Raw genomic sequence first — 14040 nt, forward strand, 5'->3', positions numbered from 1 at the left:
GCTCAGATGTAGTTGAAGAGGTTCTGCTTCTGCACCGACGACACGACCTTGCCGAGCGCCTCGTAGCCGGTCTGGGCCTGGGACAGCTGGGTTGCGGCGGCGGCCATGTCGAGGTCGACGATATCCGACAACCGGCCGGCCACGTCATTCGAGCGCAGCGAATTGATGTCGGACTGGCGGTCGATCTCGGCCAGCTGGTTGCCGAAGCGGTTGCGCACCTGCTCCACACGGTCGAAGCCGCGATCGAGATTGGCCAGCCCAACGCGCAGCGAATCGTTGAGCACCGAATCGCTGATGCTGCCCTCGCCCCACTTGTCCACCTGGTCGGCCACGGCGCGGATGGTGGTGAAGATGTCCCTCGGCTGCGATGGCCCGACGGTGAAGCCGTCGCCATTGACAGGCGTGCCGCTCACGGCCACCGACAGCGCCGGCCCGACCGCGATCTGGCTGCCCTCGGCATAAGGGGCGCCGCTCACCAGCGAGTTGCCCGTGGTGCTGTCGATCACGTCATAGGTGGTCACGCCGCCCACGACCGAGAAGTTGATCGCGTACGAATCGCTGGTCAGCGCGGTCGGCGTCGTGATCATGCCGGCGTCGATGCGGCCCGAGCCGGTGTTGGTCTGGTTGGCCTGGGTCTCGATCACGCCGTTGCCGCCCTTGACGTCGAAGAACAGCTCCGCGCCCGAGGTGTTGGTGAGGGTGCTCACCGAGCTCGACAGGTCGAGCGACTTGCTGCCGTTGTCGCCGGTGTAGCTCGCGCTATCGCCCACGAACTGCACCGGGCGCGTGTCGTCGCGGTAGCCGGCGAAGATGTAGCGGCCCGACTCGTCCTGGGTGTTGGCCAGGTTGACGAGTTCGGACAGCTTGCCGCGCAGCGCGGTGGCGATCTGCTTGCGGTCGCTCGCGGTGAGCCCCGCGTTGCCGAGTTGCAGCATCGACTCGCGCGCGCCCTGGATCGTGTCGCTCATGTTCGACAGCACCGAGTCGGTGAACTGCATCGTGTTCTTCGCGTTGGCGATGTTGCGCGCGTACTGGGCGTTCGTGTCCTTCTGCACCGTGAGCTCGGAGGCACGCACCGCGCCGCTCGGATCGTCGGCCGCCGAGTTGATGCGCTTGCCCGAGGCGAAGGCGAGCTGCGCCTTGTACAGATCGGACTGGGCGCGCGCCAGGCCGATCGCGCCGACGGAATTGAGGGTGTTGGTCGAGATGCGCATGCGTGTCTCCGGTCGTTCAGCCCGCCAGCGTCAGCCAGGTCTTGAACATCTCGTCGGCGATGGAAATGGACTTCGCGGCGGCCTGGTAGGCCTGCTGGTACTTGAGCAGGTTGGTCGCCTCCTCGTCGAGGTTGACCGAGCTGACGCTCTGCTCCTCGGTGGTGATCTGGTCGAGCAGATGGGTCTGGGCGGTCGACTCGATGGCGATCGCCGCCGCGCGGTTGCCCACCACGCCGGCCAGCTCGGTGTTCAGGCTGGTGAGCGTCTGCCCGTCGGCGATCGGCGACTTGGCGATGTTGGCCATCGCCACGAGGTTGCGGTTGTCGCCGGTGCTGTACGAGGTCGGTCCGACCGTGAAGCTGTCGCCCGCGCGCGCCGCGCCGGTCATGGCGAGCGTCCAGCCGTTGAGCGAGAAGTTGCCGTTCTGGTCGAGCGAGCCCGCCACCTCGGCGCCGCCATCGACGCTGTAGGTGAAGTCGGTCGCGCTCGTGAAGGTGAGCTTGACCGGGCTGAGCAGGCTGGTGTCGCGCTCCGGCCCGTTGACCGTGACCGAGCTGATCGCGCCGGTGCCGAGGTTGGTGCCGGTCGCCTGCCCGATCACCGGATTGGACGAAGCCAGCTTGTCGGTATCGCGCAGCAGCATCTTGAAGTTCGAGGCCGCCTCGCGCGTGGGCTGGAGGATGAACACGTCGCCCGTCTGGGCCGGCACGTCGCCCACGTCGATCGAGATGCCGTCGTTGCTGGTGATCGAGGTCGGTGACGGCAGACCCGAGAACTTCTGCGTCGTGCCGTCGCTCAGGCGCGTCAGGGACCATTCGCTGCCGTCGTAGGCAAGGCGGTAGTCCGAGCCCTTGAGCTTGCTCGCATCGCTGACGCTCAGGCTCACGCGGCCGGTGGTGGTGGGCAGCGCCACCACGCGCGTCGGCCCGACCGAGAACATGTCGAGGCCGGCATCGCCGTTCTTGTCGTTGCCGAGCGCCTGCTGCGTATTGAAGGCCGAGGCCACCGAGGCCGCGATGCGGCCGATGTTGTTGCGTGCGTCGCTGATGTCGCTCTGCACCAGCAGGTCGCCGCCGATCGTGCCGCCGAGATCGACGCTGGCCTTGAGCTGGTGCGACGACTTGCTGCGGTCGGTGATGGCGATCGCATAGCTCGACGGATCGCTCTCCGACGGCTGAACCGCCAGCGTGCTGACCGAGCCTTGCAGCACCAGCGGATCGCCCGAGGCGAGAAACAGCTGCACCCGGCCGTCGGGCATCGCCAGCGTGTTGACCTTCACGTCCTTCGAGATGTCGCGGATGAGCGAGTCGCGCTGGTCGAGCAGATCGTTGGGCGTGAGACCGGCGCCGGTCTGGGTGGCGATCTGGTCGTTGAGCATGCCGATCTGCTGCGCCATCGCGTTCACGCGCACGACCGAGGTCTGCAGGTCCTGGCCGATCTGGCTCGTCATGCCGGCAAGCTGGGTGTCGAGATCGGAGGTGCGCACCGCGAAGGAATTGGCCTTCGACAGCACCGACTGCCGGTCGGCCTCGCTGGTCGGGCGCGCGGTCGCGTCCTGGATCGCGCCGAAGAAGTCGTCGGCGGCCTGGGTGATGCTGGTCTCGGTCTGGGTCAGCAGGTCGGCCACGCGGTTGAGCAGGCCTTGCTGGACCGTGGCCGAGCTTGCCGACGAGGTGGCCGAATTGACCTGCGCGCTGATGAGCGCATTGGTCGAGCGGGTCACGCCCGTCACGTCCACGCCGATGCCCTGCACCGTCGAGCCGACCTGCGAGCCGATGGCGGCGCGCTGGGTGATCGACTGGCGCGCATAGCCCGGCGTGTTGACGTTGGCGATGTTGTGGCTGGTGGTGGACAGGCCCAGGCTCGCGGCGCTCAGGCCGGAGCGGCCGATCGACATCAGGGATGCGGTCATGCTCGTCGCCCTCGTGGATTGGCGGAGGAGGCGCGATTCATGCGCCCGACGCCTGGTTTTCGGCTGCCGGCGGCCGGTCTGTAGCCGGGCCGATCGGCGGAACAGCGGGCCGCTTCCGCCGGGTTGGCGAACGGCTCGCGCGGCGGACCGGACGCGGCGGCTGCCGCGGCCGGCGTCATGCGGTGCGCGACAGGCGCAGCGCGGTGTTGATGGTGGCGGTCAGCTTGTCGGCATAGGCCGGGTCGGTCGCATAGCCGGCGGACTGGAGCGCGGTGGCGAAGCCGCGCGCCGAGGTCTGCTGCAGCACCGGCGCGTAGCGCGGCTTGCTGCCGACGATCTGCGCATAGTCGGCAAAGGAATCGGCATAGCTGTCGTAGGCGCGGAACTTCTCGGTGCGCCGCACCGCCTTGCCGTTCACGTACTCGGTCGTGACCGCGTCCACGGTCCTGCCCTTCCAGTCGGGCGTGGCCTTGATGCCGAACAGGTTGTTGCTCTGGCTGCCGTCCACGCCGGTGATCTGGCGCTTGCCCCAGCCGGTCTCGAGCGCGGCCTGGCCGATCATGAACTGCGCCGGCACGCCGGTGCGCGATTCCGCCTCGCGCGCCTGCGACCACATCTGACGCACGAAGCCCTGGGCGCCGGTGGCCTGGGGGGCGGCGGCCGCGGTGCCGGTGGCGCCGGTCGCGGCCGGCGCCTTGCGCTCGGCGGCGCCGGCGGCGTCGCCCGCGGCCTGGGTCGCCTCCTTGAGCTTCTCGATGCGGGCGGCGTCGGGCTCCTCGGTATGCAGGCCCTTGGCAAGCTGCTGCACGATCATGTCGGCCAGCCCCACGCCCTTGCCGCCGTTGGCCTTGCCGAGCGAGGCGACGAGTTCCTGGTCGAACATGCCCTGCCAGTTCTTCGTCTCGTTGCCGCCGGTCAGCTCGCCCTGGGGCACGGTGTCGCGCATGCTTTTCATGAGGGTGTTCATGAACACCGACTCGAACTGCTGCGCCGCGCCGCGCAGCGCCTTGTGCGGGTCCTTCGACGCTCCCGCGCGCAGGCTGTCGAGCGAACGTGAATCACTCGCCAGGCCGGCGCCGGTGCTGCTGTCGATCGCATTGGAAAAAGCCATCGCCCTCGCCTTTCTTCTTGATGCTTCGCCGCGCCGGCGGACGACGCGGTGCTGATGCGCAAACGCTTGCAGGGCGCGTCGGCCTGTCGCCGCCGCGCCCCGCGGTTCAGATGATCTCGAGCTCGGCCCGCAGCGATCCGCTCGCCTTGAGCGCCTGGAGGATCGCCAGCAGGTCCTGCGGCGTCGCGCCCAGCGTGTTGAGCGCCTTCACCACATCGGCCAGCTTGGCCGAGCCGGGCAGCAGGATCAGCTTGCCGGGGTCGGCCTTGATCGAGATGTCGCTCTGCTGGGCCACCACGGTCTGCCCGCCCGACAGCGCATTGGGCTGGCTGATGACCGGCGTCGAGCTGATCGTGACCGACAGGTTGCCGTGGGCGATCGCGGCCGGTTCCAGCGTCACGTTCTGGTTCATCGCGATCGAGCCGGTGCGCGCGTTGATCACCACCTTGGCCGCGCCGCCGCTGGTGTCGACGTTGATCTCCTCGAGCTGGCCGAGGAAGGCGACGCGGTCGTTGGCCTCGACCGGCACCGCCACCTCGATCGAGCGGCCGTCCAGCGCACGGGCGATGCCGCTGCCGAGATTGCGGTTGATCGCGTCCACCACGCGGCGCGCGACCGAGAAGTCGCTCGCGTACAGGTCGAGCCTCAGCGTGCTGCCCTGGGCAAAGGGGCTCGCCACCGCGCGCTCGACCGTCGCGCCCCCCGGGATGCGCCCGGCCGCGAGATGGTTCACCTGCGCCTTCGAGCCGCCGGCCGACGCGCCCGCGCCCGCCACCACCACATTGCCCTGGGCGATCGCGTACACGTTGCCGTCGGCGCCCTTGAGCGGCGTCATGAGCAGCGTGCCGCCCTTGACGCTCTTGGCATTGCCCATCGACGAGACGGTCACGTCCAGCGGCTGGCCCGGCGCGGCAAAGGGCGGCAGCGAGGCCGTCACCATCACCGACGCCACGTTCTTCAGTTGCAGCGACTGGCCCGGCGGCAGGTTGACGCCCATCTGGCCGAGCATGCTCTGGATGCTCTGCACGGTGAACGGCGTTTGCGTGGTCTGGTCGCCGGTGCCGTCGAGGCCCACCACGAGGCCATAGCCCACGAGCTGGTTGTCGCGCACGCCGGCGATGCTCGCCACGTCCTTGATGCGCTCGGCGTGCGCCTCGCCCAGCCAGCCGACGCCGATCGCGGCTGCGAGCATGAACATCCAGAAACGGTTCAGATAATGCATGGCGCCCTCCTCAGTACGGCCAGACCGACTGGAAGAAGCGCTGCAGCCAGCCCATCTTCTGCGCCTCGTCGATGCTGCCCTTGCCACGCGTCTCGATGCGCGCATCGGCCACCTGGGTGCTCGTCACGACATTGCCGTTGAGCACCGTGGCCGGGTTGACCACGCCCGACAGGCGCAGCGTTTCCATGTGCTGGTTGATGCCGACCTGCTTCTCGCCGGCGATCACCAGGTTGCCGTTCGACAGCACCTCGATGACGGTGCAGGTGATGGTGCCGGTGAACAGGTTGTCGGCCGCCGCCTGGCCCGAGCCGTCGAACTTGCTTTCGGAGCCGACCGTGGCCGAGATGCCCGGAATCTTCAGCGGCCCGAGCAGGCCCGTGACCGATGGCGAGCTGGCCGTGATGTCGGCCTTGCGATCGGCGTTGGTGGACTGCTTGCTCGACGCGCTCGTCTTCTCGCTGATCTGCACGGTGATGGTGTCGCCCACGTAGCGCGCGCGCCGGTCCTCGAACAGCGGGCGGAAGTTGCCGCCGTTGCCGCCCGCGTAGATCGAGCCGGTCGGCTGCTGCTGCAGGGGCTGCGCCGGTTGCGGCCGCGCGGTGAGCGGCGTGTTGATCTCGACCTGCGGCCGCTCGCCGATGGCGCAGCCGGCGAGCAGGCCCGCGAGCGCGAGCACCGGCAGGCCGGCGCGGACGGATGCGCGGCGCGTTGGCCCCGCGACGCGGCGACCGGGCATGGAAACTGGGATGTGCGGCATGGCGTTTTGCGGCGCGCGAGCGCCGGCGGCTGATTGCTACGGCCATGGTCGCCAAAGCCTTAGCTGACAAAGCCCTGAAAAGCGGCCGAAAGCGGCGCACGCACACGCTCCCGCCCGTTTCACCCCAAAACCAGACGACAACCACAGGAAGGCACCCATGTCCCTCACCCTCACCCGGCAACTGCTGCTCGGCCTCGCCCTCGCCGGCGCGCTCGTCGCGCCGGCCGCCCAGGCCTTCGAATCGTTCGCGCTGTATGACGATTTCAACGACAGCGCCCTCGATGCCACGCGCTGGCCCGGCGGCTTCGGCGAACGCATCCGCGGCATCAGCAGCGGCCGGCTGCGCCTGTTCATGCGCGAGCACGGCGACACCGGCAGCAATGTCGGCTACGCCGGCTACACCTTCGCGCAACGCCTGCCCGATCCGGCGGCCGTCAACGAACTCAAGGCGACCATCACGGTCAAGACCGTCGAGTCGGTCGGCTGCGCCGGCAATGCGTCGGCCACCTCGGCACGCGCGCGCATCTACGGCGATTTCTTCAACACGGGCGCGCGCACCGCGGGCAGCCAGCTCAACGACGTGTCGGCCCAGGTCCGCGTGAAGCGCGATTCCGACACCAGCGATGCCGCCGGCGTGCTGCGCGTCGAGGGCATCCTGCTGATCTGCGGCGACGCCTCGTGCAACACCAGCACCACGATCGGCAAGGTCGCGCTCGGCACCGCCGCGCTCGGCGAGGCGGTCAAGGTCCGGCTGCAATGGGACAAGACGCGCAATCGCTTCCTGTTCGGCCGCGACGGCACCGGCGCGACCAGCGGCTACGTGAGCTACACCGTGTCGGACGCGACCGCGCCCGGAGTGCCGCTGGCCGACGTGAGCACGCGCCTGCAGGTGGCCAACTGCCCGAGCGGCGACGCGGTGGCTGCCATCGACGCCTATTTCGACAACCTCTACGTGAACAGCTCGGCGGCGCCCTGACGGCGCACGAAAAAACGGCTCCGGGCCGCGAGGCGCCGGAGCCGCAAGGCATGACCGCCGCGCGGTCGCCAAGGGGGTCTTGATCGTTGGAAACCCACCGCCGCTCACGCGACAGCCGGAATCAGAGCTGGGTCAGCTTCTGGAGCATCTGGTCGGAGGTGGTGATCGACTTCGAATTGATCTCGTAGGCGCGCTGGGTCTGGATCATGTTCACCAGTTCCTCCACCACGTTCACGTTCGAGGTCTCGACATAGCCCTGGTTGACCGTGCCGACGCCGTTGGCGCCCGGCGTGCCGGTCTGGGGCGTGCCCGACGACGCGGTCTCGCCGTAGAGGTTGCCGCCCTTGCTTTCGAGACCGGCCGGGTTGATGAAGGTCGCGAGCTGGATCGAGCCGATCTGGGTCGGGTTCACGTTGCCCTGCTGCATCGCCGTGATCGTGCCGTCGGCGCCGATGGTGATGCTCGTGGCATTGGGCGGCACCGTGATCGCCGGCGACAGCGGAAAGCCCTCGCCGTTCACGATCTGGCCGTTGGCGTCGGTGTGGAAGCTGCCGTCGCGCGTATAGCCCGTGGTGCCGTCGGGCAGCTGGATCTGGAAGAAACCGTTGCCGTTGACCGCGAGGTCGAGGCTGTTGTCGGTCTTGCTCAGGTTGCCCTGGGTGTGCAGCCGCGTGGTCGAGACCGGGCGCACGCCGGTACCGATCTGCAGGCCGGCCGGGATGGCGCTGGTCTGGGTGCTCTGGGCGCCCGACTGGCGCATGTTCTGGTACAGCAGGTCCTCGAACACCGCGGTCGATTTCTTGAAGCCGTTGGTGCTGACGTTGGCCAGGTTGTTGGAGATGACATCCATCTTGGTCTGCATCGCATCCAGACCGGTCTTGGATATCCACAGCGAACGCATCATGGTTCGGCTCCCGCGCTTGGCGTGGCGGCCTGCGGATCGACACCTGGGTCGCCGCCGGCCGCCGCGCCGGGTTAACTGTTCGACAGCAGCTGCTGCGACTTCTGGCCGTTCTCGTCGGCCTTCTTGATCATCTGCATCTGCACCTCGAACTGCCGTGCGAGCGAGATCATGTCCACCAGGGTGCCGACCGGGTTCACGTTGCTGCCCTCGATCGAGCCCTGCGCCACGCGCACCGTCGGGTCCGGATCGGCCGGGTTGCCGTCGCGCGTGCCGATCAGCCCGTCGGGCCGCTTGGTCAGGTTGGCCGGATCGGGATTGACGAGCTGGAGCCGGCCGAGCTGCTGCACCTGGGCCGAGCTGCCGCCGCCGGCCACGGCGCTGATCGTGCCGTCACCGCCGATCACCACCCTGGCGTCCTGCGGCACGATGATCGGCCCGCCCTCGCCCAGCACCGGCAGTCCCTCGCGCGTCACGAGCTGGCCGTTGCTGTCGATGTCGAACCGGCCGTCGCGCGTGTAGGCCTCGCTGCCGTCGGCCGCCTGCACCGTGAACCAGCCCGCGCCGTTGATGGCGACATCGAGCTGGCGCTCGGTCTTCTCGAGCGGGCCGGGCGTCACATCCAGACCGGTGATGCTGTCCACCGCCATGTAGCGCGTCATCTGCCCCTCGCCGGGCCGGCCCGGAATCACGGGCGCGGTGCGGTACGCGGTCAGCTCGGCGCGAAAGCCGGTGGTGCTCGCGTTGGCGAGGTTGTTGGAGACGGTTGCCTGGCGGTCGAACAGCGCCCGCGCGCCAGTCATGGCCGTGTAGATCAGCCGGTCCATGCATCAGCCTCAGCGCATGTTGACGAGGGTTTGCAGCATCGAGTCCATGGTCTTCACGGTCTGCGCATTGGCCTGGTAGGCACGCTGCGCGGTGATCATGTTGACCAGCTCGTTGGTCAGGTCGACGTTGGCCTCCTCCAGCGCGGCCGACTGCATCGTGCCGAAGTTGCCGGTGCCGGCCGTGCCGGTCACGGGCTGGCCCGAGGCAGTGGTTTCGGCCCACTGGTTGTTGCCCAGCGAGGCGAGGCCCTGCGGGTTGGCGAAGTCCGTCAGCACGATGCGGCCCTGGGCCTTGGTCTGACCGTTGGAATAGCGGCCCGAGATCGTGCCGTCATTGCCGATCGAGAAGCCGGCCAGCGTGCCCGGCGCATACCCGTCCTGCGTGATCGCGGTCATCGCGGTGCTGGCGCCGAACTGGGTCGAGCCCGCGAAGTCGATGTCGAAGCTGAAGGCGCCCGCGCCATTGGCCGCCGGCACCGGCACGGTGAAGTTGGTGGTGGCGGTGCTCGACAGCAGGCCGTTGCTGAAGCTGAGCGTGCCGATCGCGGTGCCGCCGTTGAGCGTGCTGCCGTTCTCGACCGCGTACACCTGCCAGTCGCTGGTGGTCGGATCGGGCCGCGCGAAGTACAGCTGGACCGCGTGCGAGTTGCCGAGGTCGTCGTACACCGTCATGCCGCTCGCGCCGTTGTAGGTGGTCGAGTCCACCGGGTTGAACGGCGTGTTGGGAATCGTGTCCTCGCGCGAGTCGAAGTTGCCCTTGATCGTCGACTTGGTCGTGACGGCCGGCGCCATCGCGGTGGTCGACAGGCGCAGCCGGCCCGGTGCGTCGGCGGTGATGGAGCCGCCCGCGTCGGCCACGAAGCCGGTCACGTGCTGACCGCTGGCGGTGACGAGGTACTGGTCCTTGTCGACCTGGAACTGGCCGTTGCGCGAATAGGTCACGACGCCGTTGTTCTCCAGCCGGAAGAAGCCGTTGCCGTTGATCGCGATGTCGAGCGGATTGGACGTGACGCTGATGTTGCCCTGCCCAAACTGCTGGGTGATCGCGGCGGTGCGCACGCCGATGCCCGGGATGGTCTGCGAGCTGCCGAGCAGCGAGTTCGCGTACATGTCGCCGAACTCGGCGCGCTGGCCCTTGAAGCCGATGGTGTTGGCATTGGCCACGTTGTTGCCGATGACGTCGAGGTTCTTCGACGCGGCATTGAGACCGGACAGACCTTGCTGGAAGCCCATGTTGAATTCCCTGTCAGTACACCGAGCGGACGTCGGCTTGAGAGTGGTAGCCCATGCCGCCGAGGTCGAGCATCGTGCTGATGCTGCCGTCGGTGGCGGTGATGCGCTTGACGCCGTCCACGCGCGCGACCGACAGCGCCGAGGCGCTCACCGTGGACGTGTTGCCGTTGGCCGTGTTGGTGGCCGCGACCTTGAACGTGTAGTAGCCGTCCTTCGACTCGGCGCCGGCGGCGGTCTTGCCGTCCCACGAGAAGGTGTGGGTGCCCGAATCGGCGGCCCCCATGTCGAGCGTGTCGACCAGCTCGCCGGCCGAGTTGTAGACCTGCACCTGCACGTTGGCCGCGGCGGTCGTCAGCTCGAATCCGCCGCCAGCGATGCGGCTGCCGTCGGTGGAGGTGGACAGCTCCATCTTGTTGCCGTCGATCAGCACGCTGTGGCCGATGAGCGAGGTCGAGTTCATCTGCTGCGACACGTTGAACTGGTCGAGCAGCGACTTGACCGTGTCGTTCAGCTTCGAGATCCCGTCCACCGTCGACAGCTGGGCCATCTGGCTCGTGAACTGCGAGTTGTCGGTCGGGTTGAGCGGGTCCTGGTTCTTCATCTGCGCGACCAGCAGCTTCAGGAAGCGGTCCTGGGTCGCGCTGGAGGCCGAGGTGTTGGTGCTGCTGGTCGAGCTGCCGCTCTTGGTCGTCGATGACGACGAGTTGGTGCTGCCGATCGTGAATTCGGTCGCCATGTTCAGCCGCCCATCTGGAGGGTTTTCTGGAGCAGCGACTTGGTGGTGTTGAGCACCTCGACGTTGCTTTGGTAGGAGCGCGAGGCGGAGATCATGTTGACCATCTCCTCCACCGCGTTGACGTTCGGATAGGTCACGTAGCCCTCGCCGTCGGCCATCGGATTGGCCGGGTCGTGCACGCGGCGCGCGGGCGTCGTGTCTTCGACGATCTGCTTCACCTTCACGCCGTTCTCGCCCTTGGCCTGGCCCGGCACGGTCTGGAACACGACGTGATGGGCGCGATAGACGCCGGTCTCGGAATCGGCCGCCGATTCGGCGTTGGCGAGGTTGCTCGCCGTGACGTTGAGCCGCTTCGACTGGGCCGAGATGCCCGAGCCGGAGATGCCGAAGATGTTGAACATGGACATCGTGTTTCTCCGTCAGGAGGCAACTCAGGTCGCCTGGCCGTTGATGGCGCTGGTGAGCGTCTTGATCTGGCCGTTGAGGAAGCGCAGCGAAGCCTCGTAGCGCAGGGTGTTGTCGGCGAAGCGGGCCTGTTCGGTATCGCTGTCGACCGTGTTGCCATCGACGCTGGGCTGGCCCACGGTGCGGTAGCGCACGGCCGGGCCGTCGGCCGAGGCCTTGGCCAGCGTGCCGGGCAGATGGCCGGCATCGGTGCGCGCGAGCCGGCCGGTCGCGGCCAGCGTCACCGGCGTGACAGCGCTTGCAGCGGCGCCGGCCTCGGTCGCGCCGACCGACGCGGCATTCGACCCGGCAGGCGTGGCGCCGGCCGATGCGCCCGACGCCAGCCCGGCCGAGGCCAGCGCGAGCGTCGGCAGATTGCTCGGGCCGCTGCGCGCGAGCTGCGCCGCCGGGCCGGCCGGCACCGGCGCCTCGCGGGTGCCGCGCAGCGCTGCCGAGAAGCTCTTGCCGAAGTCGAAGTCCTGGGCCTTGTAGCCGGGCGTGTCGGCATTGGCGATGTTGGCCGCCAGCAGCTTCTGGCGCTCGGAGCGCAGCCGCAGCGCCTGCGCATTGGCATCCAGCGATGAACCCAGCTTGTCGAACATGCCCGCTCCACGGAATCGGTCGGTGCGTCGGATTATCGAAACCCCTCCGCGCTTCCTGAGGCCGATAAGCAGCGCCTTTGCCGGGGTGTTCCCGGCTTTCCGGGTCGGTACCGAACCTAGAGTCCCGATCGGACTTCCTTCCCTTTCACGCCTCAGGATCGCGCGCCGTTCACGCCCGCCATGTCAGCCTTCCGCCGCCCCGCCCAGGTACTTCGCGTCCCGACCGCCCGATCACGCGTGCTGCGCGCCCTGGCGCTGGTGGCGCTGGTCGCGGGCGGACTCGCGCTGGCGCCGGCAGGCGCACGCGCCGCCAGCCCGGCCGACGAAGCCGCCTGGCGCGGCGCGGTCGAGCGCGCGGTGCGGGCCAGGCTCGCCGGTGCCGATACGCACGCCGACGGTGCCGCGCCGGGCGCCGGCGCGCCGGCGGCACCCGCCGCCATCCGCGTCGAGATCGAGGTCGGCGCGCCCGACCCGCGCCTCGCGTCGCCGCCCTGCACGACGGTCGAGGCCTTCCTGCCGCCCGGCGCGCGGCTCGACGCCGGCCGCTTCAGCGCCGGCCTGCGCTGCGCCGGCGCCGATGCCGCCGGTCGCGGCTGGACCGCCTATCTGCCCGTCACCCTGCGCCGCTATGCGCGCGTCGCCGTCGCCGCGCGCGACATCGCGGCGGGCACGCCGCTTGCTGCCGCCGACCTCGCGATCGAGGAGCGTGAACTGACGCGACTCGGCAGCGCGGCCGTCACCGACACGGCACCGCTGGTCGGCCGCAGCCTCACGCGCGCCTTCCCGGCGGGCCAGCCGCTGCTGTCGAGCGCGCTCAGGCGCGAGCCGGTCGTGACGCCCGGCGAGGCGGTGCAGGTAATCGTCAATGGCGGCGGTTTTACGATCCGCGCCGAGGGCATCGCGCTCGATCTGGCCGAGGCTGGCCAGATGGTGCGGGTGCGCCTCGACAACGGTCAGCGCGTGCAGGGCACCGCGCGCGCCGGCCACCTCGTCGAATTGCAGCTCTGACCCGGGTTGCCGCGTGTCCGAGTGCACAATCGCCCGGCCGCCTGGCACTCAAGTTCCGGTCCAAACCGCCGAATAAGCGAGTGAGATCGGTTGAAGGAGTCAACATGAAGATCGGGAAGACCACGGAAGCGTTCACCAGCGAGAACGTTGCCCAGCAGAAAGCCAAGGCCAAGGTGTCGTCCGACGCCGGCAAGACCGCGCCCAATGGCGAGTCGGTCAAGCTGTCGTCGCTGTCGAGCACGCTCAAGAGCGTCGAGGCCGACATCAAGGAGCCGTCGTTCGATGCCGCCAAGGTCGAGCAGGTGAAGGCCGCGATCCGTGACGGCAAGTTCGAGGTCGACAGCTCGGCGGTGGCCGACAAGCTGATCGCGGGCTCGAGCGACATGCTCGCCCGCAAGTCGAGCTGAATCGACAGGAGTCAGTCATGACCACGCCCATCGCCCGCCTGCTCGCGCAGAGCGCCCGCCTCGTGCCGCAGCTGCACGACGTGTGCGCCCGTGCCGCGACCGCGAAGCCGGATGAACTGGAGGCGCTGGCGCTGGAGCATGCGGGCCTGACCCAATCGCTGGCCGAATGCATTGCCGAGGTGCGCCACGCGATCGCGCCGATGACGCTGGCCGAGGCACTCGCCCGCCACGCGCTCGACCATCCCGACCAGGCCCGCGACTCTCGGGGGCGCGACTGGGTCGATGCGCTCGAGGATCTGCGCCGCGCGAACGCGATCGCGGGCCGGGTGATCCTGCAGCGGCTGCATCTGACGCAGGCGATGCTGAGGGTGGTGAACGAGGCGCGCGGCGCGAATGACGGCGGCGGCTTCGTCGATCCGTCGGGCGGGCCGTTCCGGCGCGCCGGCAACGGCACCGGGTATTCGCGCGCCGTCGCCTGAGCCGATTTCCGCTTCTGCTTTTCCGTGCACGCTGGCCCGGTTGCGGGTGCGGCGTGCTTCCGGCGTTTCCGTGCGGGATGTCTTCGGCTGCGCTGTCTTTTGCGGCTGTGGCCGTCTTCGGAGGCACGGCGTCGCACGGGAGCGGGCCAAGGCGCGGCCGATGCCTTGGTGAAGCTTCGACGACGGTTGAGGCGAGGTCCGCTCATGGCCG

The 14040-nt window shown here is 68.8% G+C and carries 15 protein-coding genes; 4 read left to right on the top strand and 11 right to left on the bottom strand.

The genetic code is table 11. The features are described 5' to 3' along the window. Positions 1-2: 2 nt before the first annotated feature. From flgL to H566_RS0119690, 5 genes are all read right to left on the bottom strand, one after another. A complete protein-coding gene (flgL, locus tag H566_RS0119670; protein WP_028312777.1) occupies positions 3-1214 on the bottom strand; it encodes a flagellar hook-associated protein FlgL in 1212 nt (403 codons plus the stop codon). 16 nt (positions 1215-1230) lie between these two features. Further along, complete coding sequence (gene flgK, locus H566_RS0119675; protein ID WP_084545308.1) at positions 1231-3126, bottom strand: flagellar hook-associated protein FlgK; 1896 nt, start codon at positions 3124-3126, stop codon at positions 1231-1233. A 175-nt stretch (positions 3127-3301) separates the two neighbouring features. Then, positions 3302-4237: a flagellar assembly peptidoglycan hydrolase FlgJ gene (gene flgJ, locus H566_RS0119680; protein ID WP_028312779.1), complete on the bottom strand. Its 936-nt coding sequence runs from the start codon at positions 4235-4237 to the stop codon at positions 3302-3304. 106 nt (positions 4238-4343) lie between these two features. Continuing rightward, positions 4344-5435, bottom strand: coding sequence for a flagellar basal body P-ring protein FlgI (locus H566_RS0119685; RefSeq protein ID WP_245591428.1), 1092 nt, complete (start codon positions 5433-5435; stop codon positions 4344-4346). Between the two features lie 34 nt (positions 5436-5469). Next, a complete protein-coding gene (locus H566_RS0119690) occupies positions 5470-6195 on the bottom strand; it encodes a flagellar basal body L-ring protein FlgH (protein WP_051379040.1) in 726 nt (241 codons plus the stop codon). A 178-nt stretch (positions 6196-6373) separates the two neighbouring features. On the opposite strand from H566_RS0119690, the gene H566_RS0119695 reads away from it, so the two are divergent. After that, on the top strand, positions 6374-7192 hold the full coding sequence (locus H566_RS0119695) for a hypothetical protein (protein ID WP_028312782.1): 819 nt from the start codon (positions 6374-6376) through the stop codon (positions 7190-7192). A gap of 121 nt (positions 7193-7313) precedes the next feature. Here H566_RS0119695 and flgG read toward each other — a convergent pair whose 3' ends face one another. From flgG to H566_RS0119725, 6 genes are all read right to left on the bottom strand, one after another. Then, positions 7314-8096, bottom strand: a complete 783-nt coding sequence (flgG, locus tag H566_RS0119700) for a flagellar basal-body rod protein FlgG (protein WP_028312783.1) — start codon at positions 8094-8096, stop codon at positions 7314-7316. A 71-nt stretch (positions 8097-8167) separates the two neighbouring features. Then, positions 8168-8920, bottom strand: coding sequence for a flagellar basal-body rod protein FlgF (gene flgF, locus H566_RS0119705; RefSeq protein WP_028312784.1), 753 nt, complete (start codon positions 8918-8920; stop codon positions 8168-8170). A gap of 9 nt (positions 8921-8929) precedes the next feature. Next, positions 8930-10153, bottom strand: coding sequence for a flagellar hook protein FlgE (gene flgE, locus H566_RS0119710; RefSeq protein WP_028312785.1), 1224 nt, complete (start codon positions 10151-10153; stop codon positions 8930-8932). A 13-nt stretch (positions 10154-10166) separates the two neighbouring features. Beyond that, positions 10167-10889 carry a flagellar hook assembly protein FlgD gene (locus H566_RS0119715; RefSeq protein ID WP_028312786.1) on the bottom strand — a complete coding sequence of 241 codons (723 nt, stop codon included), beginning with the start codon at positions 10887-10889 and terminating at the stop codon, positions 10167-10169. A gap of 2 nt (positions 10890-10891) precedes the next feature. Continuing rightward, positions 10892-11296, bottom strand: a complete 405-nt coding sequence (gene flgC / locus H566_RS0119720; protein ID WP_028312787.1) for a flagellar basal body rod protein FlgC — start codon at positions 11294-11296, stop codon at positions 10892-10894. Positions 11297-11320: 24 nt separating this feature from the next. Further along, positions 11321-11935 (bottom strand): flagellar basal body protein, encoded by a 615-nt coding sequence (locus H566_RS0119725; protein ID WP_028312788.1) that lies wholly within the window; start codon positions 11933-11935, stop codon positions 11321-11323. A 180-nt stretch (positions 11936-12115) separates the two neighbouring features. Between H566_RS0119725 and flgA the strand changes: the two genes are divergently transcribed. The 3 genes from flgA (at position 12116) to H566_RS29220 (ending at position 13829) form a co-directional block, all read left to right on the top strand. Further along, the gene (gene flgA / locus H566_RS26550) at positions 12116-12943 is read left to right on the top strand and encodes a flagellar basal body P-ring formation chaperone FlgA (RefSeq protein ID WP_084545309.1); all 828 of its coding nucleotides are present in this window, start codon (positions 12116-12118) and stop codon (positions 12941-12943) included. 104 nt (positions 12944-13047) lie between these two features. Next, complete coding sequence (gene flgM / locus H566_RS26555; RefSeq protein ID WP_028312789.1) at positions 13048-13350, top strand: flagellar biosynthesis anti-sigma factor FlgM; 303 nt, start codon at positions 13048-13050, stop codon at positions 13348-13350. A 17-nt stretch (positions 13351-13367) separates the two neighbouring features. After that, positions 13368-13829: a hypothetical protein gene (locus H566_RS29220; RefSeq protein WP_028312790.1), complete on the top strand. Its 462-nt coding sequence runs from the start codon at positions 13368-13370 to the stop codon at positions 13827-13829. The last annotated feature ends 211 nt before the right edge of the window (positions 13830-14040 follow it).

The sequence above is a fragment of the Derxia gummosa DSM 723 genome (genome assembly GCF_000482785.1).
In the GTDB taxonomy this organism is placed as follows: Bacteria; Pseudomonadota; Gammaproteobacteria; order Burkholderiales; family Burkholderiaceae_E; genus Derxia; species Derxia gummosa.

Bases quoted from the DNA above. Each gene is read 5' to 3' on its own strand.
- flgE (WP_028312785.1), bottom strand. From the start codon at position 10,153: ATGGGCTTCCAGCAAGGTCTGTCCGGTCTCAATGCCGCGTCGAAGAAC.
- flgK (WP_084545308.1), bottom strand. From the start codon at position 3,126: ATGACCGCATCCCTGATGTCGATCGGCCGCTCCGGCCTGAGCGCCGCG.
- flgJ (WP_028312779.1), bottom strand. From the start codon at position 4,237: ATGGCTTTTTCCAATGCGATCGACAGCAGCACCGGCGCCGGCCTGGCG.
- H566_RS29220 (WP_028312790.1), top strand. From the start codon at position 13,368: ATGACCACGCCCATCGCCCGCCTGCTCGCGCAGAGCGCCCGCCTCGTG.
- H566_RS0119695 (WP_028312782.1), top strand. From the start codon at position 6,374: ATGTCCCTCACCCTCACCCGGCAACTGCTGCTCGGCCTCGCCCTCGCC.
- flgM (WP_028312789.1), top strand. From the start codon at position 13,048: ATGAAGATCGGGAAGACCACGGAAGCGTTCACCAGCGAGAACGTTGCC.
- flgC (WP_028312787.1), bottom strand. From the start codon at position 11,296: ATGTCCATGTTCAACATCTTCGGCATCTCCGGCTCGGGCATCTCGGCC.
- flgA (WP_084545309.1), top strand. From the start codon at position 12,116: ATGTCAGCCTTCCGCCGCCCCGCCCAGGTACTTCGCGTCCCGACCGCC.
- H566_RS0119690 (WP_051379040.1), bottom strand. From the start codon at position 6,195: ATGCCCGGTCGCCGCGTCGCGGGGCCAACGCGCCGCGCATCCGTCCGC.
- H566_RS0119725 (WP_028312788.1), bottom strand. From the start codon at position 11,935: ATGTTCGACAAGCTGGGTTCATCGCTGGATGCCAATGCGCAGGCGCTG.
- flgL (WP_028312777.1), bottom strand. From the start codon at position 1,214: ATGCGCATCTCGACCAACACCCTCAATTCCGTCGGCGCGATCGGCCTG.
- flgG (WP_028312783.1), bottom strand. From the start codon at position 8,096: ATGATGCGTTCGCTGTGGATATCCAAGACCGGTCTGGATGCGATGCAG.
- flgF (WP_028312784.1), bottom strand. From the start codon at position 8,920: ATGGACCGGCTGATCTACACGGCCATGACTGGCGCGCGGGCGCTGTTC.
- H566_RS0119685 (WP_245591428.1), bottom strand. From the start codon at position 5,435: ATGTTCATGCTCGCAGCCGCGATCGGCGTCGGCTGGCTGGGCGAGGCG.
- H566_RS0119715 (WP_028312786.1), bottom strand. From the start codon at position 10,889: ATGGCGACCGAATTCACGATCGGCAGCACCAACTCGTCGTCATCGACG.